This is a genomic window from Streptomyces sp. UNOB3_S3 (genome assembly GCF_020740895.1).
Taxonomy (GTDB): domain Bacteria; phylum Actinomycetota; class Actinomycetes; order Streptomycetales; family Streptomycetaceae; genus Streptomyces.
Genome location: NZ_JAILXP010000080.1, coordinates 1 through 22397 on the forward strand (window position 1 = coordinate 1; position 22397 = coordinate 22397).

General features: G+C 73.7%; 17 protein-coding genes. 5 read left to right on the plus strand and 12 right to left on the minus strand.

All coding sequences use genetic code 11. The annotated features are described in order from the left end of the window. The coding region (locus K6I33_RS11780) for a DNA polymerase III subunit alpha (RefSeq protein WP_229350714.1) at positions 1–3231 on the minus strand (3231 nt) is incomplete at its 3' end. 164 nt (positions 3232–3395) lie between these two features. Between K6I33_RS11780 and K6I33_RS11785 the strand changes: the two genes are divergently transcribed. Together K6I33_RS11785 and K6I33_RS11790 are read left to right on the plus strand one after the other, a co-directional pair. Next, positions 3396–4430, plus strand: a complete 1035-nt coding sequence (locus K6I33_RS11785) for a DUF3533 domain-containing protein (protein ID WP_229350716.1) — start codon at positions 3396–3398, stop codon at positions 4428–4430. Between the two features lie 514 nt (positions 4431–4944). Then, the gene (locus K6I33_RS11790) at positions 4945–5394 is read left to right on the plus strand and encodes a subtilase-type protease inhibitor (RefSeq protein WP_229350718.1); all 450 of its coding nucleotides are present in this window, start codon (positions 4945–4947) and stop codon (positions 5392–5394) included. Between the two features lie 101 nt (positions 5395–5495). Here K6I33_RS11790 and K6I33_RS11795 read toward each other — a convergent pair whose 3' ends face one another. From K6I33_RS11795 to K6I33_RS11830, 8 genes are all read right to left on the minus strand, one after another. Further along, entirely contained in the window at positions 5496–6536 is a 1041-nt protein-coding gene (locus K6I33_RS11795) for a S1 family peptidase (protein ID WP_229350720.1), read from the minus strand. Between the two features lie 257 nt (positions 6537–6793). Next, positions 6794–7660, minus strand: a complete 867-nt coding sequence (locus tag K6I33_RS11800; protein WP_229350722.1) for a slipin family protein — start codon at positions 7658–7660, stop codon at positions 6794–6796. A 182-nt stretch (positions 7661–7842) separates the two neighbouring features. Next, a complete protein-coding gene (locus K6I33_RS11805; RefSeq protein ID WP_229350724.1) occupies positions 7843–8763 on the minus strand; it encodes a S1 family peptidase in 921 nt (306 codons plus the stop codon). A 280-nt stretch (positions 8764–9043) separates the two neighbouring features. Then, on the minus strand, positions 9044–9838 hold the full coding sequence (locus K6I33_RS11810) for a DUF1684 domain-containing protein (RefSeq protein ID WP_229350725.1): 795 nt from the start codon (positions 9836–9838) through the stop codon (positions 9044–9046). A gap of 5 nt (positions 9839–9843) precedes the next feature. Then, entirely contained in the window at positions 9844–11142 is a 1299-nt protein-coding gene (locus tag K6I33_RS11815) for an NtaA/DmoA family FMN-dependent monooxygenase (protein ID WP_229350727.1), read from the minus strand. Beyond that, complete coding sequence (locus K6I33_RS11820; protein ID WP_229350729.1) at positions 11139–12191, minus strand: LLM class flavin-dependent oxidoreductase; 1053 nt, start codon at positions 12189–12191, stop codon at positions 11139–11141. Before K6I33_RS11820 ends, K6I33_RS11815 begins: the two co-directional genes overlap by 4 nt. 85 nt (positions 12192–12276) lie before the next feature. After that, positions 12277–14133 carry an FAD/NAD(P)-binding domain-containing protein gene (locus K6I33_RS11825; RefSeq protein WP_229350730.1) on the minus strand — a complete coding sequence of 619 codons (1857 nt, stop codon included), beginning with the start codon at positions 14131–14133 and terminating at the stop codon, positions 12277–12279. Between the two features lie 415 nt (positions 14134–14548). Beyond that, positions 14549–15820 (minus strand): DUF5685 family protein, encoded by a 1272-nt coding sequence (locus tag K6I33_RS11830; protein ID WP_229350732.1) that lies wholly within the window; start codon positions 15818–15820, stop codon positions 14549–14551. 275 nt (positions 15821–16095) lie between these two features. Here K6I33_RS11830 and K6I33_RS11835 point away from each other — a divergent pair, with 275 nt between their 5' ends. Further along, on the plus strand, positions 16096–16539 hold the full coding sequence (locus tag K6I33_RS11835; protein WP_229350733.1) for a cell division protein SepF: 444 nt from the start codon (positions 16096–16098) through the stop codon (positions 16537–16539). A 15-nt stretch (positions 16540–16554) separates the two neighbouring features. Here the strand turns inward: K6I33_RS11835 and K6I33_RS11840 are convergent, their stop codons facing one another. Together K6I33_RS11840 and K6I33_RS11845 are read right to left on the minus strand one after the other, a co-directional pair. Further along, on the minus strand, positions 16555–17754 hold the full coding sequence (locus tag K6I33_RS11840; RefSeq protein WP_229350735.1) for an acyl-CoA dehydrogenase family protein: 1200 nt from the start codon (positions 17752–17754) through the stop codon (positions 16555–16557). A 150-nt stretch (positions 17755–17904) separates the two neighbouring features. Then, positions 17905–19491, minus strand: coding sequence for an MFS transporter (locus K6I33_RS11845; protein ID WP_229350737.1), 1587 nt, complete (start codon positions 19489–19491; stop codon positions 17905–17907). A 206-nt stretch (positions 19492–19697) separates the two neighbouring features. Here K6I33_RS11845 and K6I33_RS11850 point away from each other — a divergent pair, with 206 nt between their 5' ends. After that, entirely contained in the window at positions 19698–20888 is a 1191-nt protein-coding gene (locus K6I33_RS11850; protein WP_374284117.1) for a hypothetical protein, read from the plus strand. A 263-nt stretch (positions 20889–21151) separates the two neighbouring features. Then, on the plus strand, positions 21152–22087 hold the full coding sequence (locus tag K6I33_RS11855; RefSeq protein WP_229350739.1) for a phosphatase PAP2 family protein: 936 nt from the start codon (positions 21152–21154) through the stop codon (positions 22085–22087). Positions 22088–22191: 104 nt separating this feature from the next. On the opposite strand, the gene K6I33_RS11860 is transcribed toward K6I33_RS11855, so the two are convergent. Next, positions 22192–22397 (minus strand): I78 family peptidase inhibitor (locus K6I33_RS11860; protein ID WP_229350742.1); only part of this gene is annotated, 206 nt, incomplete at its 5' end.

Here is a 22397-nt window from a genome sequence, read left to right on the forward strand (position 1 = left end):
CACCACGCTCAGGCTGCGCGGCCCGCGTCGCTGGACCACACCCCGGACGAGCAGGAGCCAGGAGTGGAAGACGACATGCGCGCACGCCGCGTGGCTGTCGTCGAAGAACGCGCAGTCGACCAGGCCCGTGCCGTCGTCGAGGGTCGTGAAGATGACCCGCCGTCCCGACCGCACCGGAGGTGTCTGCGTGGCGGCCTTGGCGCCCGCGACCAGGACGGTCTCGCCGTGGCGGGCATCGCGCAGCCGCCGGGCGGGGATCGCGCCCAGCTCGGCCAGGAAGGCCTGGTGATCGGTCATCAGATGGCGGGAGGCGTCCATGCCGAGGACGGACAGCTCGGCGCCGAGCCGTTCGGCCGGGTCCAGGTCGGGCAGGCCGGCGGGCTCGGTCCGGGCGCTGTCGATCAGCGTGGGCTGGGTGGCGGGCACCCGCCGTCCGTGGTGGAGTCCGCGGTGGAGTCCGGCGATGTGCAGCAGCAGGTCCCGGCGGTTGGTGCCGAAGGCGTCCAGCGCCCCGACCCGGGCCAGTCGTTCGGCCACGGGCCGGCCCGGGCGGGCGCGCTGCCACAGGTCCTGGAGCGAGGTGTACGGGCGTCCAGCGACGATCCGGCGTGTCTCGGCCTCGCTGATGCCCTGTACGTCGGAGAGTGCGAGCCGGATCCCGAAAACCCCATCGGACACCAGTTCGATCGAATAGGCCGTTCCCGAGCGGTTGACGTCCAGCGGCAGGATCGGCACCCCGCGCCGCCGGGCGTCGGCGAGCAGCAGCCGCTTGGGGTACATCCCGGGGTCGTGGGTGAGCAGCCCGGCGTAGAAGGCCGCCGGGTGGTGGGCCTTGAGCCAGGCCGACTGGTAGGTGGGCACGGCGAAGGCCACGGCGTGCGCCTTGCAGAAGCCGTAGCTGCCGAACGCCTCGACGATCTCCCAGGTGCGGCGGACGGCGTCCGGCTCGTAGCCGCGCGCCGCCGCCTTCTCCTCGAACCAGGCCCGTACCCGGCCCAGCAGCGCCGGGTCGGAGAGGGCGCGGCGCGTCTCGTCGGCGTCGTCCCGGCCGCAGCCGGTCATGATGTGCAGGATTTCGATGATCTGCTCGTGGAAGACGACCACGCCGTGGGTCTCGGCCAGCGCCTCCTTCAGGTCCGGGTGGGGGTAGCGCGCGGGGGCGCGGCCGTGGCGGGCCTCGATGAAGGGCCGGACCATGTCGGCGGCGACCGGGCCGGGGCGGAAGAGCGAGATGTCGACGACGAGGTCGTGGACGGTCGAGGGCTGCAGCCGTCCGATCAGGTCCCGCTGTCCCGGCGACTCGATCTGGAAGCAGCCGAGGGTCTCGGTGGAGCGGATCAGTTCGTACGTCCGCCGGTCGCCGGGCGGCACCTGCGCGGGGTCGTCGAGGTCGATCCGGCGCCCGGTGGCCCGTTCGATCTCCCCGACGGCGTGCGCCATGGCGGACTGCATCCGCACGCCCAGCACGTCGAGCTTGAGCAGGCCCAGGTCCTCCACGTCGTCCTTGTCGAACTGCGACATCGCGAATCCCTGGCCGCTGGTGGGCACGACGGGGGTGCGGGCGCGCAGCGTGGCGTCCGAGAGCAGGACGCCGCAGGGGTGCATGGCGACGCCGCGCGGCAGCCCGTCCAGTGCCTCGACCAGTTCCCACAGCCGGCCGTGGTCCTCGGCGGCCACGGCCCGCAGCTCGGGCAGTTCGGCGAGCGCGGCGCGGGCGTCCCGGGCGCGGATGTGCGGGAAGGACTTGGCGAGCCGGTCCACGACGGCCGGCGCCATGCCGAGGGCGGCGCCCACGTCCCGTACGGCGTGCCGGACCCGGTAGGTCTCGGGCATGGCGACGGTGGCGACACGCTCCGCGCCGAAGCGGTCAAAGATCGCGCGGTAGACCTCCAGGCGGCGGGCGGACTCGACGTCGATGTCGATGTCGGGGAGCGCGGTGCGCCGCGTGGACAGGAAGCGTTCCATCAGCAGGCCGTGGGCGACGGGGTCGGCGTGGGCGATGCCGAGCAGGTGGTTGACGAGGGAGCCCGCGCCGGAGCCCCGTGCCGTGACCCGGATGCCGAGGGCGCGGGTGTCGTCGACGACCTGGGCGACGGTGAGGAAGTACGAGGCGAGGCCGCGCTGTTCGACGGTGCGCAGCTCGTCCTCCAGCCGGTCCCAGTAGCGGCGGTCGCGGTCGTGTCCGCGCAGCACCATGGCGGCGGCGCAGCGGGAGCGGAGCACCCGGGCGGCGGTGCGGTGGCCGACGCCGACCACATACGCCTCGGGGAAGTGGACGGAGCCCAGGCCCAGGTCGTCCTGGGGGTCGACGAGGCACTCGGCCGCGGTCTCCTCGGTCGTGGCGAGCAGCCGGTGGGCGGCGTCCCGGCGCAGGCCGGCGGCCTCCGCGAGCCGTGCGGCGACGGCCGTCATGGCGGCCGGGTCCTTGAGCCAGCGTTCGCCGCTGTCGAGGGCCTCGGGCCGGCGGAGGTCGAGGGGCACCAGCCGGCGGGCGGCGTCGAGGACGTCGGCGACGGGCCCCTGGCCGGGGTCGGCGTAGCGGACGGCGTTGCTGAGGACGGCGCGCACGCCCTGGTCGGCGGCGAAGCCGACGGTCCGGGCGGCGAGGCGCAGCGAGCCGGGTCCGGTGCCGGTGCGGCCGTGCCAGACGGCCTCCAGCCGCAGCCCGTCACCGAACATTTCGCGCCAGGGCCGCAGCAGCCGCGCGGCCCGGTCGGGGCGTCCGGCGGCGAGCGCGCGGCCGATCTCGGAGTCCGGTCCGAGCAGGACGGTCAGCGGGGCGCGGATCCCGGCGCCGGCGCGGGCCAGCTCCTCCCGGGGCACCTCGGGCCGCCCGGCGCCGCTCGCGTGGGCGGCGGAGACCAGCCCGCACAGCGCGGCCCAGGCGGGGGCGCCGTCCCGGGCGAGGAAGACCGCGCGGGGCGCGGACTCGTCGACGAAGGCGCCGCCGCGGGCGGGGGCGCGGTGGCGCACCGTGGGGCCGCCGACGGGCGGCGGGCCGGAGACGGCCAGGTCCACGCCGAACAGCGGGCGCACGCCCGCGCCGGCCGCGGCCTTGGCGAACCGGACCGCTCCGGCGAGGCTGTCGCGGTCGGTGAGGGCGAGGGCGTCCATGCCGCGCTCGGCGGCCCGTTCGGCCAGCCGCTCGGGGTGCGTGGCCCCGTAGCGCGCCGAGAAGCCGGACGCGACGCGCAGGTGGGTGAACCCGGAGGTCGCCCGGAACGCCGCCATCGCACCTCCTGCCGCTCGCGGCCCCCTCCCCTTGGCCGATTCTTTTCGCTCCCCTGTCTCCACCATAGACCAAGACTCGAACATTCGTACGAACACATGCGCGAGTGTCACCCGGCCGGACCCCACCGCCTGCGCCCGACGCCCGGACCCCGCAGGCTCGGGGCATGGCCAGCACCCCCGGCGTCGGCGCCCGCTTCGTCCAGGAGGTCCGGGACGCCGTGACGGGCCGGGCGGCGGCCCTGGTGATCGGCGCGCTGGTGCTCCAGCTCGCCTTCGTCGCCTCCTACGTCGGCGCCTTCCACAGCCCGAAGCCCAAGGACATCGCGATCGGCGTGGTCGCACCGGGGGCGCTCGGCGACCAGCTGGCGCGGAAGCTCGACGCGCTCCCCGGCCACCCCCTGGCCCCGCGCACGGTCCCGGACGAGGCACGGGCCCGTGCGGAGATCGGCGCGCGGGACCTGGACGCGGCCCTGATCGTCCAGCCGCGCGGCACCACCGACACCCTCCTCGTCGCCGGGGGCGCGGGCGCCTCGCTCGCCCAGGCGGCGGAGGCGGTCCTCACCCGTGCCGAACGGGCCGAGGGGCGCGCCCTGCGGGTCGTCGACACCGCCCCGGCCGCCGCCGGCGACGCCCGCGGCCTCAGCGCGTTCTACCTGGTCGTGGGCTGGTGCGTGGGCGGCTACCTGTGCGCCGCGATCCTCGCCATCAGCGCGGGCGCCCGCCCCGCGAACCTCCACCGGGCCGTCATCCGGCTGGCCGCCCTCGCGCTCTACGCACTGGCCGCGGGCCTGCTCGGCACGGTGATCGCGGGCCCGGTCCTGGGCGCGCTGCCGGGCGGGATCCTCGGCCTGTGGGGGCTGGGCGCGCTGATCGTCTTCGCCGTCGGGTCCCTGACGCTGGCCCTCCAGGGGCTGGTGGGCGTCGTCGGCATCGGGCTGGCGATCGCCGTCGTCGTGGTCCTGGGCAACCCCAGCGCGGGCGGGGCCTACCCCTACCCCCTGCTGCCGCCCTTCTGGCGGGCCATCGGCCCGGCCCTCCCGCCGGGCGCGGGCACCTGGTCGGCCCGCTCGCTGGCGTACTTCCGGGGCAACGCGCTCACCGGCCCGCTGCTGGTGCTCTCCGCGTGGGCCGTGGCGGGCACGGCGGTCACGCTGCTCTCCGCCGTACTCCGGCGCGGGCGCAGGGTCCCGACCGACTGACGGGACCACGGGACCATGAGACCGACGAGGTCGTATACGGGAGGCCCCCGGAACGACAGACCGAACGGTCGGTCTGAGTGGTCTTCGGCCATTGCTGCGGCGCTCCGGAATGGGCGCGACCACCGCGCGGTCACCGGGCGAGCCTCTTTTCGGCCGGGCTCCGGGGGTCTCCCGGGGCGACCCGGCAGACATTGGATCCAATGGTTTAGCGGGTTGTAAATCCAGTCTTCAAAGGCTCGCTTGATATTTCCTCAATGAAAACAAGGCATCCTTGCTGGTCAACACTCCTGAAACATTAAATCCCTCCATATCCCACCGATCCGGACTCGCTTCCCCGTCCGACACTCCCGTGGCACCGCCGGGGAGACCGGCCCCACATGAGATCCGGCCACCCGGAACCGCTACACAGGGTTTTCGTGTGACGACTGAAAGTGCTCGTCCGGGGTGCGTTCATGCGCGAGTTGGGCCAGACTGCCGTCCGTTATCTGCACCCACGAACAAGGGAGTGTTCGGAATGCGGTACATCACTGGGGGGATCGCGCTGGGAGCCGCGCTCGCGCTGGGCAGCCTGGCGGGAGCGGGAACGACGGCTACCGCCTCGCCCTCGCCCATACCCGCGGCACAGACGCAGAGTCTGTACGCGCCCTCAGCGCTCGTACTCACCATCGGCCAGGGCGACTCGGCCGCGACCGCCGGCGTTCAGCGCGCGGTGACGCTCACCTGTATGCCGAAGGCCGGCGGCACCCACCCGGACACCCGCGGCGCCTGCGCCCAGCTGCGACTCAGCGGAGGCGACTTCGACAAGGTCGTGAAGATCAAGGAGGGCACCGCGTGTACGCGGGAGTGGAACCCCTCCACCGTCACCGCGGAAGGCGTCTGGGAAGGCCGCAGGGTCAGCTTCGAGCACACGTTCTCCAACCCGTGCGAACTGAAGGCGGGCAAGGGCACGGTCTTCGAGTTCTGAGCCGGACCTCGGTCCCGGCTCCGACCGGAGCGCGCCCTCGCGCGAAAAGCGGCCCCCGGACACCGTGGAGGTGTGTCCGGGGGCCGCGGTCCATGGCGGGGTCAGCCGATGACCGCCCCGGTGGCGGCCAGCGCGTCCGGCACCGGCTGGTAGTACGTCTTCGCGCCCGGGACCTTGCAGTCCCCGCTGCCGCCCGAGGTCAGGCCGAGCGCCGCGTCGCCGTCGAACAGGGGGCCGCCGCTGTCGCCCGGCTCGGCGCACACCGAGGTCTCGATCAGCCCGGTGACCTGGCCCTCCTGATAGTTGACAGTCGCGTCGAGACCCGTGACCCGCCCGCCGTGCACCCCGGTGGTGGAGCCGCTGCGCCACACGGACTCGCCGTTGTAGGCGGGTGCGGCATGGGTGATGGGCTGTGTCCGGCGGCCGCCGAGGGCCACCGCGCCGGGGTGTTCGACACCGGGCGCGTATTTCGCGAGGGAGTAGTCATGGCCGGGGAAGACGGAGGTCTGGGTGGTGGCGACCACCGGCCCGCCCTTCTCCGCCGACCAGTTCGCCACGACGTTGCCGCAGTGCCCGGCGGTCAGCAGATACGGCTGCCCGTCCTTGAGCACGTTGAACCCGTTCGAACAGCGGGCGGAGCCACCCCAGATCGCGTCGCCGCCGGCGATCATCCGGGTGAGGCGGGTGCCGATTCTCCGCACGGTCACGGTGTCGCCGAGCTTCGAGGTGATCTCCTTCAGCCGGGTCAGCCTCTCCCCCGTGACCGTGCTGTCGGCGGTCACGACGACCCGGTCGACTCTGGGATCCGTCACCCACGCGGTGCCGGGGATCGCCGCCCGGTCGTTCAGCGTCCGCCGGGTCGCGTCCAGCCGCGCCTGGGAGAACCGGGCCCGCCGGGGCAGCGCGCCCGCCGCCCGGACGATCTCCTCGGCGTCCCGCCCGAGAACGTTGACCACGAGCCGCCCGGACTCCTCGTCGTAGTACGACCCCGCCGCCGTCAGCGCGGTGAGCCCCGCGAGGGCGGTGGGGACGACCGGACCCTGCGAGGCCTGGGCCTGCTGCGGGACGAGCGTCACCAGGGCGAGGGCGGCCGCCGCCACCACGGCCGGCACGGCACGCGCGAACACCCGACGGATCTTCAACTCGGCACCTCCAGTGGGGGGTTGGGCCCAGGTTCGGGACGCGGCCCGGGCCCGGAGGACGAACGACACAGCCGCACCCCCGAGAGGAGGTCGCGTCCATGCCAAGTTGGTCCGTCGAGTGTCCCGACCGGGCGAGGGAGTGCACAAGGGCGAATTTCAGAAGCGCGCATTTCCATGCGCGCGCCCCTGGGTGTTCTCATGCTTCGGACGGGCCGGTTCGGCCCGTCCGAAGCATGAGAACAGTGAGGGGCCGGGGCCTACACGTGTCCGATACCCGCCTCCCCCTCACCGGATTCCGGACCGACGGGGGGCGCAGGCGGCGGGCCCGAAGCCTCCGGGCCCGGAGGGCCCTCCGGCTCCACCGGCGCCCCCGCCCGCTCCAGGAACCGCAACAGCTCCACCGGGAACGGCAGCACAAGCGTCGAGTTCTTCTCCGCCGCCACCGCCACGATCGTCTGGAGCAGCCGGAGTTGCAGCGCCGCCGGCTGCGAGGCCATCGTCCCCGCCGCCTCGGCGAGCTTCTTCGACGCCAGCAGCTCCGCGTCCGCGTTGATCACCCGGGCCCGGCGCTCGCGCTCGGCCTCCGCCTGGCGCGACATCGAGCGCTTCATCGTCTCCGGCAGCGAGACGTCCTTGATCTCGACCCGGTCGATCTGCACGCCCCAGCCGATGGCCGGGCTGTCGAGCATCAGCTCCAGACCCTGATTGAGCTTCTCCCGGTTGGAGAGCAGATCGTCCAGGTCGCTCTTGCCGATGATCGAGCGCAGCGAGGTCTGGGCCATCTGGGAGACGGCGAAGCGGTAGTCCTCGACCGCGATCACGGCCTCGGCGGGGTTGACGACCTTGAAATAGACGACCGCGTCCACCCGGACGGTGACGTTGTCACGGGTGATGCCCTCCTGTGCCGGCACGGGCATCGTGACGATCTGCATGTTCACCTTGCGCAGCCGGTCGACGCCCGGAATGATCATGGTGTATCCGGGCTGGCGGACCTCGGACCGCAGCCGGCCCAGCCGCAGCACCACTCCGCGTTCGTACTGCTTGACCACCCGGGACGCCGCGGCCAGGTACACCGCCCCGGCCGACCCGGCGGCCACCGCCGCCGCCACGAGGTCTGCGAGCATCATGACCCCCTGCCGTTGCCGTCGGGTGATACACATCCACGGTATGCCCGCGCCCGGGTGTGGTCGAGCCCCCGGCCCGGGGGCCGGGGGCTCCTTTGCTGCTGGCCGCAGGCGTGGGGAAGGGCGGAGCGCGCTCGCGGTCAGGCGTGGGGAGGGGGCGCCCGCGAGGGGCGCCCGGCGGGTCAGAAGACGCTCACCCCATAGGCGCTGAGCGCCGCGGTGACCGGCTGGAAGAAGGTCGTGCCGCCGGAGGAGCAGTTGCCGCTGCCGCCGGAGGTGAGGCCGAGGGCGGTGGAGCCGGCGAAGAGGGCGCCGCCGCTGTCGCCCGGCTCGGCGCAGACATTGGTCTTGATCAGGCCGCGGACGACCTGGCCGTTGCCGTAGTTGACCGTGGCGTTCAGGCCGGTGACGGTGCCGCCGTGCACTCCGGTCGTGGAGCCGCTGCGCTGGACGCGCTGTCCGACGGTGGCGTTGCCGGCGGTGGCGATGCGCTGCGATCCGCCGTTGTAGAGGTTGACCGCGCTGGGGTGCGGGATCGAGCCGTTGGCGTACTGGACGATGCCGTAGTCGTTGCCCGGGAAGCTGGTGCCGGTGGTGGGGCCGATGCTCGTGGTGTGGCTGGAGTTGGTGTAGTACTGCGGCTTGCCCTGAGTGCAGTGGCCAGCGGTCAGGAAGTAGTAGGTGCTGCCCTTGCGGACGTTGAAGCCGACCGAGCAGCGCCAGCTCGGCGCGTAGACCGCGTCGCCGCCGGCGAGCAGCTTCCGGAAGGTGCCGGGGGCGCGTTCGACGCGTATCGCGTCGGCGTCGTCCCCGGCCGAGCGTCTGATCTTCGCTATGGCGTCGTCGGAGACGGTGGAGTCGGCGGTGACGACGACGGATCCGGCGGCCCGGTCGACGACCCAGGCGGTGCCGGGGACGTCTGCGGACTCCACGGCCGCATTCAAGGAGGCCAGCCGGGCGGCGGAGGGGGCGGCCGTCGCGCCGGGCTCGGCCCGGGCGACGCCGGTGACGAGGGCAGAGGCGGCCAGGAGTCCGGTGGTCACGGCCAGGACCCTGATGTGTCCGGTGGTGCCGCTGCGGGGGGTGGTGCGCTTGATCCTCACGTTCTTCCTCCCGTGGGGGGTCGGGGATCCACGTGGTGGGCGCGGACCCGTGAGGCGCAGCCAAAAAGGCACACCGGATTCCGCTTTCGCCGTGCCCCTGACAAGCGCTGTTCGGGAGTATTCGGGCCATGGGCGGCGTGGCGCAAGGGCTCCTTTCGGACGCGCCCCCCGCGCACCACGAAGCGCCCCGGCGGCTCTCCGGCCGCCGGGGCGATCGCCCGTCCGGGTCGTCCTCGCCCGGCCCTGCCCGGGGGCTGCTTCGAGTAGACGCTGTGACGCGTCAGCGCGCGAGGAGGTTCCGCTCCCCCGCCGGGACGTCGACGGGCAGCCGGTTGCCCGGCGGCGGGAAGGGGCAGATGAAGTGGTCGGCGAAGGCGCACGGCGGCAGCAGCGCCCGGTTGAAGTCGACGGTCAGCCGCCCCTCGGCGTCCGGCGCCCCCGGCTTGAGGAAACGGAAGCGATAGCTGGAGACGCCGCTGGTGCCGTCGGCGAGGACGGCCCACAGCGAGCCGTCGGCCTCCGCCGAGACCCGCAGCGCGTACTCCTCCCCGTCCTTGACGAAGGCCAGTTCACCGGCGACGCCCAGGCCGCGCGTCCGCCCGTCGGCGTTCTCCACCGCGACCGTCTGATCCCGGTCGTACGGGCGGTACACCCCGGGCAGCACCCAGCTCCCGTCGTACTCGAAGGCGTCGATCCCGGCGAACGCCCGGCGGCCCGGGGCATCCGGGTCGAACACCCGGACCGCCCACAGCCCTTCGCGCCGTATGACCACCAGCTTCCGCTCCCCGTGGGCGACCCGGGCCGCGCCCGGCCCGGCGTCGGGGGTGAGCACCGTCCCGCCCTCGAACGGCCGCCCGTCCAGGGCGAGCCCGTCGCCGGCGGCCGCGGTCAGCAGCACACCCGAGCCGTCCGGGGCCTCGGTCCAGCGCCCGGGAGTGTCCGGGATCCGCCCCTCCGGAAGGCCGGACAGCCAGTACGTCCCCGTCAGGGAGAGCGGGCCGTAGGGGGCCGAGACCACCTCGGTGCGCTCCTCGCGCCACTCTTTCCACCGCTGTCGCGCGTCACTCGTGCTCATGGCCGTCAACCTTTCCATACGGGCAGCGGAAGCCCGAGGTGCTCCCGGAGTGTCGACCCCGTGTACTCCGTACGGAACGCGCCACGCTCCTGGAGCAGGGGGACGACCCGCTCGACGAAGTCGTCGAGCCCGCCGGGGGTGAGATGGGGGACGAGGATGAAGCCGTCCGCGGCCTCCTCGGTGACGAACTCGTCCATCCGCGCCGCGACTTGGCGCGGGGTGCCGATGAAGGACTGCCGCCCGGTCGCCTCGATCACGGTCTGCCGGATGGACAGTCCCTTGGCCTCCGCCAGGGCGCGCCACTTGGCGGCGACGGCGAACGGATCGCCCAGGGGCACCCGGCCCCGGGTCAGCCCTCCCTCCGGGTCGGGGTCGACGGCGGGCAGCGGGCCGTCGGGGTCGTAGCCGGACAGGTCCCGGCCCCAGACCTGTTCCAGGGTGAGGATCGCGGTCTGCGGGGAGACCTGCTGCTCGCGGATGAAGTCCGCTCTCTCCTGCGCCTCGGCGGCGGTGTCGCCCAGCACGAAGGTCACCCCGGGCATGATCTTCAGGTCCCCGGGCCGCCGCCCGTACGCCGCCAGCCGCGCTTTGACGTCGGCGTAGAAGGCGCGGCCCGCCTCCAGGGTGCCGTGCCGGGTGAAGATGACGTCGGCGGCGGAGGCGGCGAACTCCCGGCCCTCGTCGGAGTCCCCCGCCTGGATCACCACGGGGTGGCCCTGCGGGCTCCGGGGCACGTCGAAGGTCCCGGAGACGGAGAAGTGCCGCCCGTGGTGGGCAAAGGGGCGGGGGGTGCCGTCAGGGGTCCACGAGTCCCACAGCTCCCGGGCGGTGGCGACGAACTCGGCGGCCCGGGTGTAGCGGTCGGCCCGGTCGAGGTAGCCGCCGCGCCGGAAGTTCTCGCCGGTGAAGGCGTCGGAGGAGGTGACGACGTTCCAGGCCGCGCGCCCGCCGCTGAGGTGGTCGAGGGAGGCGAGGCGCCGGGCGAGCTCGTAGGGCTCGTTGAAGGTGGCGTTGACGGTGGCGGCGAGGCCCAGCCGTCCGGTGACGGCGGCCAGCGCGTTCAGCACGGTGAGCGACTCGGGCCGGCCGACGACGTCCAGGTCGTGCACCCGTCCCTTGTGCTCGCGCAGCCGCAGCCCTTCGGCGAGGAAGAAGAAGTCGAAGAGCCCGCGCTCGGCGACGCGTGCGAGGTGCTCGAAGGAGGCGAAGTCGATCTGGCTGCCCGCGCGCGGATCGGCCCAGACGGTGGTGTTGTTGACGCCGGGGAAGTGCGCGGCGAGGTGCATCCGCTTGCGCGCGGTCATGCGGTCTCCCTGCTGGGGGTGGCGTAGCGGTTGGCGGGGCGGGTCAGGCACAGGTGCTCACGGAGGGTGGAGCCGGGGTAGAAGCCGCGCAGCAGGCCCCGGTGCTGGAGCACGGGCACGGTGCCGTCGACGAGCAGCGGGAGGTCCCGGCCGGGGTCCCTGGGCCGGAAGTGGAAGCCGTCGGCGACGCCGTCGGTGTACCAGCGGTCGACGAGGTCGGCGAGCGCGACCGCGTCGGCGGCCGCGTGGAGCGCGACCGGCAGCGAGGCGAGCACGACGAGCCGGCCGGCGTGGCAGCCGGGTTCGCGGCCGTGGGCCCGGGCGCGCTGCCGTAAGTCGCCGCGCGCGGCGCGGACGGCGTGCGCGGCCCGGGGGTCGTCGGGGTTGCCGACGCGGACGTAGGCGATGTCCGCGTGGTGGGCGGCGGTGGCCTGGGCGGCCGGCGCGGTGGCGTCGACGGCGGTCACGGGCCGGCCCTGTGGGGGCCGGGGCACGATGGAGGGGCCGCGCACGCTGAAGCCGGGGCCCTCGAAGTCGACGTAGTGGAGCTTGTCGCGGTCGATGAAGCGCCCGGTGGGGACGTCCCGGATCTCGGCGTCGTCCTCCCAGCTGTCCCACAGCCGGGCGACGACGTCGGCGACCGCCTCGGCCTCGCGCCAGGCGGCCCAGGCGTCCGGCGCCTCGCGCCGCCCGAAGACCGCCGCCTCGCGGTCGTCCGTGGACACTCCGACGGTCCAGCCGGCGCGGCCCCGGCTCGCCCAGTCGAGGGTGGCCAGGGCGGAGGAGACGTGGAACGGCTCGGTGTGCGTGGTGGTGACGGTGGGCACGAGCCCGATCCGTTCCGTGGCGGGCGCGACCCGGGCGAGCACGGCGAGCGCGTCGAGCCGCCCCCGCCCCCGTCCGGGCGGCCCGAACGAGTCGCCGAGCGTCACGAAGTCGAACCGCCCCCGCTCGGCGAGCCGGGCGGCCTCGACATACGGCTCGGCCGCGTGGCCACCGACCCGGTCGAGAGCGACGGCGAGATGAAGCGGACGGGTGGGTTCAGGCATAGGGGAATCCCTCCAGAAGGTTGTGGGCAGGCGTTCCGCAGGGCGGAACGGGTGGGCACAACCGGCCCGCGGACGCGAACCGGCCTCAGCGCACACCCGCGCACAGCGCAAGAAGCGCCCGCGCAGCGGCATCGTTCTGCCGAAAGGCAGGCGCGTTCGTCCCCGGCCGCGCAAACGCCCCCGAGGACCGCGCGTCCGTATGCGGCCCAAGGGCGAACCGCCGCCGGTGCGGCACCCCGTCCCGCCCGAGGACCCGCCCGTCCTCGGGACTGACGGCGAGCAGCCCGGCGGGGGTGGCGAGCGCCTCCCGGGCGAGCCCGCGCAGCAGCGGGTCACGCGACCCCGCAACGGACGGCTCCGGCAGTCGCGCCTCCACCAGCGCCCGCGCCTCGACGTCGAGGCCGGGCGCGCTCACGCTCCGCGCCCGGAACACCCCGCGCTCCGCGTCCGTCTCGAAGGCCGTGTCCGCGCCGAGGAACCGGACGACTCCCGCGCGGGAGAGCGCGAGCAGTTGCCGCAGCCGGGGGCCGGGCGGCCCGGAGGCCAGATAGCTGAAGAAGCCGTGCCACTCCGTGCCGAAGTCGCCGAGTCCGGCGAGCTGCCCGTAGACGGAGAGCAGCCCGAGGAAGACGGCGAGGTCCGGGCTGTGGCAGGGGTTGTGGCGGCGGGCGAGGTCGGCCTCGATATGGGCGCGCAGGCCCGCCTGGAGCGCCTCCCCGTCGGGGAAGCGCAGTCCGGCGAGCGGGCGGTCGAGCGTCTCCAGGTCGAGCCGGTCGGCCGGGTCGGGCACGGACGCGGAGACCAGCGCGTCGAGTTCGGCGCTGCCGGGGGCGCAGGCGGCGTACTTCTCCTCGAAGACCTGCCAGTCGACGGCCGTCCGGGCCGGGTGGGCGGTGAACAGCCGGTGGTAGTGGGCGAAGCCGAGTTCCTTCTCCACCAGCGGCCGGATGTCGCGGTGGTAGTCGAGCGGGCCGGGGCGGGAGCGCAGCTCCTCGATCTCGGCGGGGCCCAGGAAGCGCGGCAGCGGGGGGTGTTCGCCGTGCCAGCGGTAGCCGAGCTTGGCGCGGTAGGGGACGCCGCGACGGGATCCCACGTGGAGGACGGGCTCGCGCCCGGAGGGGTGGTAGGTGAGCGTGCCCCTGTCGTCGGTGGTGAACCGTCCTCCTCGGCCCTCGGTCAGCAGGGCCATGAGGTCGACGAAGGCGAGGCCGAGACCGCGTACGAGGACGGGCTCGCCGGGGCGCAGGGCGGCGAGGTCGCTGTCGGCGGTGAACTCGGGCGGCAGGTAGGTCAGTCCGTGGCCGGTGGCGAAGGAGGCGAGGGCCCGCTGCTCCGGGCCGGGGTCGGCGTCGAGGTGGCCGAGGGCGAGAACGACGGCGTCGGCGAGGAGCGGCCGGTCCCGGCCCTCCAGCCACACCCGCTGCCGGCCGTCGTGGGGCCCGGAGAGCCGTACGGCCCGGCGGCGGTGTTCGTGGACGGTGATCCCGGCGGGCAGGGCGGCGACCGCGCGGTCGTACACCCAGGACAGATAGGCGCTCTGGAGCCGGCGCCCGGCGAAGCTCCGGGGCGTCAGTTCCCGGGCCTCGGCGGCCGTTCCGGGATCGAGGTGGATCGTTTCCGCACCGTCGCGGACGCGGGCCGCCCACTCGGCGAGCGAGGGGCCGTGCCGCACCGGGCCGGCGCACTCGACGGAGTCGTCGGTGTACATCGTGACGTCCTCGGCCATGGAGTTCATCCACAGCAGCGGGGACTGGTCGTGCCGCCAGACCCGGCCGCCGCCCGGCGGGTACGGGTCGACGAGGTGGAGGTCGAGGCGGGCGCCCGTGAGGAGTTCGGGGGCGTTGGCGGCGATGCGCTCGACGAGGCCGGTGCCGCGCGGGCCCGCGCCGATGACGACGAGGGAGGGGGCACGCAGGTGTGCGGACGGGGAGTGCGCGGGCATGCGAAGGCTCCGTGGATGCGGTGATCGAACACGGGATGGTGCCGCCTTCACACGGCCGCGCCCCTCAGCACGACCGGACGTCGAGGCTAAGCCGGGGCCTCGGTCCGCTGTCAACTCTGTCCAGAACGGCGTCCGCAGTGTGGACAGCTCGTCTCAACTCGGTTGACGGGACAACCGGATGGCTGCTCCACTTATGTCATGCGTCCTGGGCAACGGCTCGTCATTCGCGGCCACATCGACTTCGGTCGGGTGTGGTCCGCCTCCTGTCCGCGCTGACCGCGCGCCGTCGTACCGCCGAGACCCGACGCGCGCCGGGGCGCCCGCGCGCCCCGGCGCCCGCTGCCTTCACCAGCGCGGCAGTTCAGCCGCACCCTCCCCTCGCACGTCCACGCACCGGACCTTTGCGCCGTGCGGCTCAGCAGTCACAGCCGCAGTCGCAACCGTCACAGCAGTCGCAACCATCGCAGCACTTGCTGCAACAGTCACAGCAATCGCAGCAGTCTCCACAATCGCCGCAATCGCAGTTGTCACAGCACTTGGCGCACCAGCCCTCGCGCGGCCGCCCGTCCCAGGGGTCCGCGTAGGGGTCCTTGCAGCAGATCTGGCCGGTACAGAACATGCCGGTCCAGACCGCGCAGCCGGCGATCAGCCCGCGCCGTCGCCGCCGGCCGCCCCTCGGCGGCTCCGGCGGCGCGGTGGGTGGCATCACGGGCGGCGGCCCGAACGCGCCCTCGGGCGCGGTGTGCCCGTGACCGGTCGTGTGCCCGTGACCGGCCGTGTGCGCGTCGGCGGCGTGTCCGTGGGTCGCGCAGCCGCCGGTCGCGAACGCCCGGTCCACGGAACGTTCCAGCTCGTGCGCCAGCAGGAGGTGGGCCAGCCTGCCCTGGGACTTGCTCCCGAACGCAACGTCACGCAGGGCCAGCCGCACCCCGCGCACCGCGTCGTCGCACAGCCGCCGCGCCTCGTCGAGGCCGGCACCGGTCGCGGTGATGGGGTTCCAGGACCCGGTGCGGGCGTCCTCCTCCAGGTCCTCGACGGCGTCGAGGAGATGGGCGAGCCGGCCGAAGAGCCGGCCCGCCTCCTCCAGGGCCGGCCGGTTGCCGGGCCTGCCGGCGAGCACGGCCGTGTACCCGAAGGCCATGGCGGTGGCCGTCTCGGTGGGCTCGGTGACCTCCAGCAGCGAGGTGCCCGGACCGGCCAGCGCCTCGATGCCCGCCTGCCGTTCGACGGCGTCGACCAGAACGGCCGTGTCGAAGCCGAGTTCCGCTCCCGTGCGGGCGCCCGCCCCCTCCCAGCGGGCGGCGATGCCGCGCGCGGCCGCCGCGACCGGACGGCGCGCCAACAGCCCGTCTCCGTCAGCGACATGGTCGCGCATCTTCGCGGAGGCCAGGACGAGCGAGACCGTGGCGGCCAGCCGGGCGCCCTCCCCCTGGGCCACGGACGCGGAGCGCATCCCGCGCAACGGGCAGGGCCCTGCCGTACGCCGCCAGGCGCCGGACTCCCCCGAGCTCGTGGACTGCGCCTCGACCAGCACTGATATGACGAGACCGTCATAGTTGGTTGCTATTCGAGCGAATTGCCCGTGATCGCCTCTCAACGCCAGACAGAGCCCGCAGAGATGTGCCATCCACTCCGCTCGCATGCGCTCGGAGAGTCGATGACGGCATGGCCTGATGATCCCGAACAAAACGTGTCCCCGTGTGTGGTGTCGATGTGCCCGGGCATCCTAGTCAGCGGGGACAATCGAGCTGGGCCGGAGCCCGTCCACTCCGGCCCATGCCGCATATGCCCAGGTCCGACGCCTAAGGTCGGCTCATAGGAGTTTCTGACGCACCGCCACCCACTTTGCACCAGATGCGTCACGAAATCCCCGCATGGCCGCCATCCACTTGGCACATCATCCGCATCATGGACGACCATAGAGGAGCGGGCGGAACACACCGCGTGTGAGAGGAGGCGTCCATGGGATCGGTGCGCAAGGCGAGTGCGTGGCTTGGCCTCGTCGACGACAACGATGACGAGCGCTACTACGGCGGCTACGAAGAGGACTCGGACGAGGGGACCGAACCCGGCGACTCCTGGGTGACCAACCCCAAGGTGCGCGTGGCCGACGAGGTCGCGCAGGAGCAGGGCACCCGCATCGCCACGGTCACCCCGGACGGCTTCCGGGACGCCCGGGGCATCGGCGAGCTCTTCCGGGACGGCGTACCGGTCATCGTCAACCTCACGAGCATGGAGCCCAGCGACGCCAAGCGGGTGGTGGACTTCGCCGCGGGGTTGACCTTCGGCCTCCGCGGCTCGATCGAGCGCGTGGCCAACCGGGTCTTCCTGCTCACCCCCGCCGACTACAAGGTCGTCAGCGGGGAGGGCGGCCGCATGCAGGGCGGCTTCTTCAATCAGAGCTAGGTCCTGGGCAGGTGCTCACCGGAACGCGTCGAGGCCGGTGAGCGCCTTGCCCAGCACCAGCTGGTGCATCTCCACGGTGCCCTCGTAGGTCAGCACCGACTCCAGGTTCGTCGCATGGCGCATCACGGGGTACTCGAGCGAGATCCCGTTGGCGCCCAGGACCGTCCGGGCGGTACGGCAGATCTCGATCGCCTCCCGCACGTTGTTCAGCTTCCCGAAGCTCACCTGCTCCGGCCGCAGCCGCCCCGCGTCCATCCGCCGTCCCAGATGGTGGGCCAGCAGCACGCCCTTATGGAGCTCCAGCGCCATGTCGGCCAGCTTGGCCTGGGTGAGCTGGAAGCCGCCGATGGGCCTGCCGAACTGCTCGCGCGTGCGCGCGTAGTCCAGCGCGGTCTCGAAGCAGGTGCGCGCGGCGCCCATCGCGCCCCACACGATGCCGTACCGGGCGTGGTTCAGACAGCCGAGCGGACCGCCCAGCCCCTTCGCCTCCGGCAGCACCGCGTCGGCGGGCAACCGCACCTCGTCCAGGACCAGCTCGCTGGTGACGGAGGCGCGCAGCGACCACTTGTGCTTGATCTCCGGTGCGGAGAAGCCGGGGCTGTCGGTGGGGACGACGAAGCCCCTGATGCCCTCGTCCGTCCGGGCCCAGACGACCGCGACCCCGGCCACCGAGCCATTGGTGATCCACATCTTGCGGCCCGTCAGCACCCAGTCGCCGCCGGCGTCGCGCTTGGCGTACGTCCGCATCCCGCCCGGGTCCGAGCCGTGGTCGGGCTCGGTCAGCCCGAAGCAGCCGATGATCTCGCCGGTCGCCATGCCAGGCAGCCAGCGCCGCTTCTGCTCCTCGGAGCCGAAGCGGTGGATCGCGTACATCGCGAGGGAGCCCTGCACGGAGACGAGGGAACGGATGCCGGAGTCGGCCGCCTCCACCTCCAGACAGGCCAGCCCGTACTGGACGGCGCTCGCGCCCGCGCAGCCGTAGCCGGTGAGCTGCATGCCGAGGGCGCCCATGGCGCCCAGCTCCCGGGCGAGTTCGCGCACGGGGACCTCGCCGCTCTCGTACCACTGCGCGATGTGCGGCAGCACGCGGTCGCGCGCCCAGCTCCTGACGGAGTCCCGGATGGCCCGGTCCTCGTCGGTGAGCAGGTCGTCGATGCCGAGCGGATCATGGGGATCGAACACGGGGCAGCCTCCGGCTCGGTGCGGGGTGATCATCGCTTGCCCAGCACGCTACGGGTGGGTAACCGCCGGCGTCCAGACCCGGCCGGGGTGGGGTTCGGCACCGCCGGGCACGTAGGCGGTGGCCGGTCGCCGTCGCGGCGGTTTTGGGGCCCCGCAAGGGGCCCGGCGGTGCCGAAGCCGCCCTCAGCCCTCCGCCGTGTCCAGCCCGCGCGGCAACCGCAGGGCCGCCACCGCCCCGAGTGCCAGCAGCCCCGCGCTGACCGCCAGCGTCACGTGCAGACCGTGCACGAAAGCGTCCCGCGCGGCGGCGCGCAGGGCCGCGCCCGCCGGGGCGTCGAGGCGGTCGGCGACCTCGTACGCCTCGCCCAGCGAGTGGCTCGCGGCCCGCCCGGCCGCGCTCGGGACGCCCGGGACCCCGTCCACCCCCGGCGCGTACGCCGCGTTCATGACGCTGCCGAGCAGCGCGATGCCGATGCCCGCGCCCAGCTGGTACGACGTCTCGCCGATCGCGGCCGCGCCGCCCGCCGCCTCCGCGGGGGCCTCGCTGAGCATCGACTCGTACGCGCCGAAGAGCGTGGTCTCCAGGCCGAAGCCGAGCAGGACGAACCCGGCGACCAGCGCGTACGGGCGGTCCTCCCGGCCCATCACGGTCAGCGAGAGCACCGCCATCGCGGTGAGCACGAAACCCGCCGAGACCATCGCGCGCGGCCCGAACCGCTGGAGCACCCGCGAGCCCGCGAGGCCCGCCGCCATCGCGGCGAGCGTGAGGGGCAGCAGGCGCAGGCCCGTCTCCAGCGGGGTGAGGCCGAGGACGAGCTGGAGGTACTGCGCGGCGACCAGCTCCAGCCCGACCAGCGCCAGCATGGCCAGGACGATGCAGCCGACGGAGGTCCCGAAGGCGGGGCGCGTGAACATCGTCAGGTCGACGAGCGGATGGTCCCGCCGCCGCTGCCGCCGTACGAAGAGGATGAGGAGCGCGGCGCCGAGCGCCGCGGGGACGACCGTGCCCAGCGACAGCGCCTCCGCGCCGCCCACCCGCTTGACCCCGTAGACGAGGCCGAACAGGCCGAACGCCGCCATCAGCGCGCCGAGGACGTCCCACGGGCCGTCGCGGTCGCCGGTCGACTCGGGCAGCAGCCAGCGGCCGACGGGGAGGCTGACGGCCATGAGCGGGATGTTGATGAGGAAGACGGAGCCCCACCAGAAGTGCTCCAGCAGGAAGCCGCCGAGCAGCGGCCCGACGGCCGCGCCCACCGCCGCCACCGCGCTCCAGACGCCGATGGCCAGGGCGCGCTCCCGGCGGTCGGGGAAGACCTGCCGGAGGATCGAGAGCGTCGCCGGCATGATCATCGCGCCGCCGGCGCCGAGCAGTGCCCGGGCCGCGATCAGGACCTCCGGCGTCGGCGCGAGCGCGGCGAGCGCGGAGGCCACCCCGAAGAGGGCGTAGCCGAGGAGCAGCACCCGGCGGCGGCCGACCCGGTCGCCGAGGGTGCCGAAGAGGATGAGGAGCGAGGCGCAGACGAGGGGGTAGACGTCGACGATCCACAGCAGCTGTATCGCGCCCGGGCGCAGGTCCTCCGTGACGGCCGGGACCGCGACGTGGAGCACGGTGGCGTCGACGGCGACCAGGAGCAGGCTGACGCAGAGGACGACGAGAACGGTCCACCGGCCCGCCGCGGCGGCGCCCGGCCCTTCCGCTCGGCGCGGCCGGAGCCGCTGCCGGGGAACGCCGACCGGCCGTCGGGGGCCGGCGGTGGTCGTCCCGGACATCCACACACCTCCGTGTCATGCGCTCGCGGCCGTGGGGCCGGGGAAACCAGTTGGGGACCAAAGAGCCCCGGCGGTATCGGGGGGCGAGTGAGTCGACAGCGTACGCGAACCCCGCCGGAACCCACGTGGCCCCTCTCACGCCGCGGGACTGGGACAATCGATCGGTGACCGTCCACGCTTCCTCCACCTCCCCGGCCTCCGCCGACGTGGCGCCGTCCGGCATATCCGCCGGCGCCCCCGGCGGCGGCGGGCCCGCGCGGGCCCGTGCCGTACGGGCCCGCGCCGCGCTGCGCCGGGCGGCGCCCGCGCTGCTGCTGTACACGGCGGTGCGCGTGCTGGGGGTGGTGGCGCTGGCCCTGTGGGGGCTGGCGGACGGCAAGGAGGCGCGTCATCTGCTGTCGGCGCGCTGGGACTCCATCTGGTACGCGCGGATAGCCGAGCAGGGGTACGGCTACACGCTCCAGCTGGCGGGCGGCAAGGTCCACTCCGACCTGGCGTTCTTCCCGCTGCTGCCCTGGCTGGAGCGGTCGCTGTCGGCGGTCCTGCCGCTGTCGGCGGGGGACGCGGGCCTGGTGGTCTCGGCGGTCGCCGGTCTCGCCGCCGCGTGGGGGATCTTCGCGGTCGGCGCGCTCCGGTACGGGCGGCGGGCCGGTGTGGCGCTGGTGGGGGTGTGGGCGGCGCTGCCGGTGGGCGTCGTCACGTCGATGGCGTACTCGGAGGCCCTCTTCACGGCGCTGGCGGCGTGGGCCCTGTACTGCGTGCTGACCGGCCGGTGGGCGTGGGCGGGCGCGCTGGCGGCGCTGGCCGGGCTGACCCGGCCGGTGGGGGCGGCCGTGGTGGCGGCGGTCTGGCTGACCGCCGCGGTGGTCCTTCTCCGGGCGCGCCGCCGGGGCGAGGCGCCGCCGTTCGCGCGGGTGCTGCCGGGAGTGGTGCTCGCCCCCCTGGGCTGGCTGGCGTATGTCGCCTGGGTGGGGGTGCGCACCGGTTCCGTCACCGGTTATCTCGATGTCCAGGGCGGGTGGGGCAATGGTTTCGATGGCGGACTGGCCTTCGGCTCGTTCATCCGGGAACAGCTGACGGGACCCGCCTGGCCCGCGGGAGTCGCGCTGCTGCTCGGCGTGGCCCTGGTGATCCGGCTGTATCTGGCCGGAGTGCGCCAGGGGCAGCCGCTGCCGCTGCTCGTCTACACGGGGACGGTGCTGCTGCTGGCGCTCACGGCCAAGGGGTACTTCGGGTCCAAGCCACGGCTGATGCTGCCGGCCTTTCCCCTGCTGCTGCCCCTGGCGGTGGCCCTGGCCCGGCTACGCACGGTGCGCGCGGTGCCGGTGATGACGGCGCTCGCGCTTGCGTCGGCGGCCTATGGCGCGTTCTGGCTGCACGGTTCCGGCCCGCCATGATCGTAATTCCCGGACGACCCGGCGGCCCGCCGGGAAACGGTGTGGAACCCCTCGGCCACACACCGATAAACGCGGTCCCACGAAAAGGAATTAATGCCTCGCCAGGCTTTGACCAAAGCCGTCCCGCGTTTCTTTAACCGATTCTTATTCCGCCGTTTCAAACATGCGGTGTGCCACGATTGAGACGCATTCCACATCACATCGTCATCACAAAGAGCCTCGATCGGCCGAACCCTCCTGTCACGCAATGTAACGTCGATTGAGTGCGTACCAACGACGAGCTCGTCCCTGCGGAGGAGCGCTCCCAACCCGTGCGGCCGCGGATGACCCGGACCCGCCTGGGCATCTTCGTGGCCACCTCCGTGGTCTACGTGGCGATCGTGGTCGGCGTGCTCACCACCTCCTGGCCGGTGCGCTTCGACTGGCAGGTCATGCTCTTCCGGCCGTACAAGCAGTGGCCGGAGATCCACACCTTCCTCGACTACTTCGTGGTCCTGGGCCAGCGCGGCCCGACCGCCGTGGCCGTCGCGGCCTGGCTCGGCTGGTGCACGTACAGACAGAAGACCCTGCGCCCGCTGCTGGTGCTGGGCACCTCGCTGCTGCTGCTCAACGCGACCGTGGGCGCCGCCAAGATCGGCATGGGCCGGCTCGGTCCGCACTACGCCACCGCCGTCGGCTCGAACGAGATGTTCGCGGGCGGCGACATATTCCCCTCGGGACACACCGCGAACGCGGTGGTGACCTGGGGCGTCCTCGCCTATCTGGCCACCACGCCGCGCACCCGGCGGATCTCCTCGGTGTGCGCCGCGATGCTGGCGCTCGGCGTCGGGATGACCACGGTCTACCTGGGCACGCACTGGATGAGCGACGTCACCCTGGGCTGGACCGCCGGTCTGCTGGTGCTGCTGGCCCTGCCCTGGTTCGAGCCGCTGATGGCCCGCACCGAGGCCTGGCTGCTGGGCGTGTGGCTGCGGCTGCGCAGCGGCCGGCTGCTCACGGCGCCCTTCCCCGTGCCGGTCGCGGCGTCCGTGCCGCTGGGCGCGCCCCGCACCCCGGCCGACGACGAGCTGCCGGTCCGCGAGCCCGTGGGCGCCGGCAGCCGCTCCGGCGGCGGGACGGCCGCCCGGGCCGCCGGGGGCGGATCGCACCTGCCGCGCGGCGCGTCCTTCGGCCCGTCGGCCGGGCGCGGCCGGGCCTGAGCCCGCCGCCGCCCGGCGGTCACGCCGGTCACGGAACACCGCGAAGGCGGCCCCGGAGAATCTCCGGGGCCGCCTTCGCACGTGTCCGGGCCGCCGCGCGTCCGTCAGCCCTTCCAGCAGCGCCGTACGGTGCCGTGCTCGACCTCCAGGTTCAGCCGGCCGGCGCGGTACTCCATGGTGACGATCGTGCCGGGCGGCAGCGTCCGTACGTCCGTCCAGCCGCGGGCGCGTGCCTGCCTCTCCGCCGCGTCGGCGGAGAGGCCGACGTAGGCGGCGGGGTCGTCGTCGGGGTCGGCGGGGAGTCCGGGGA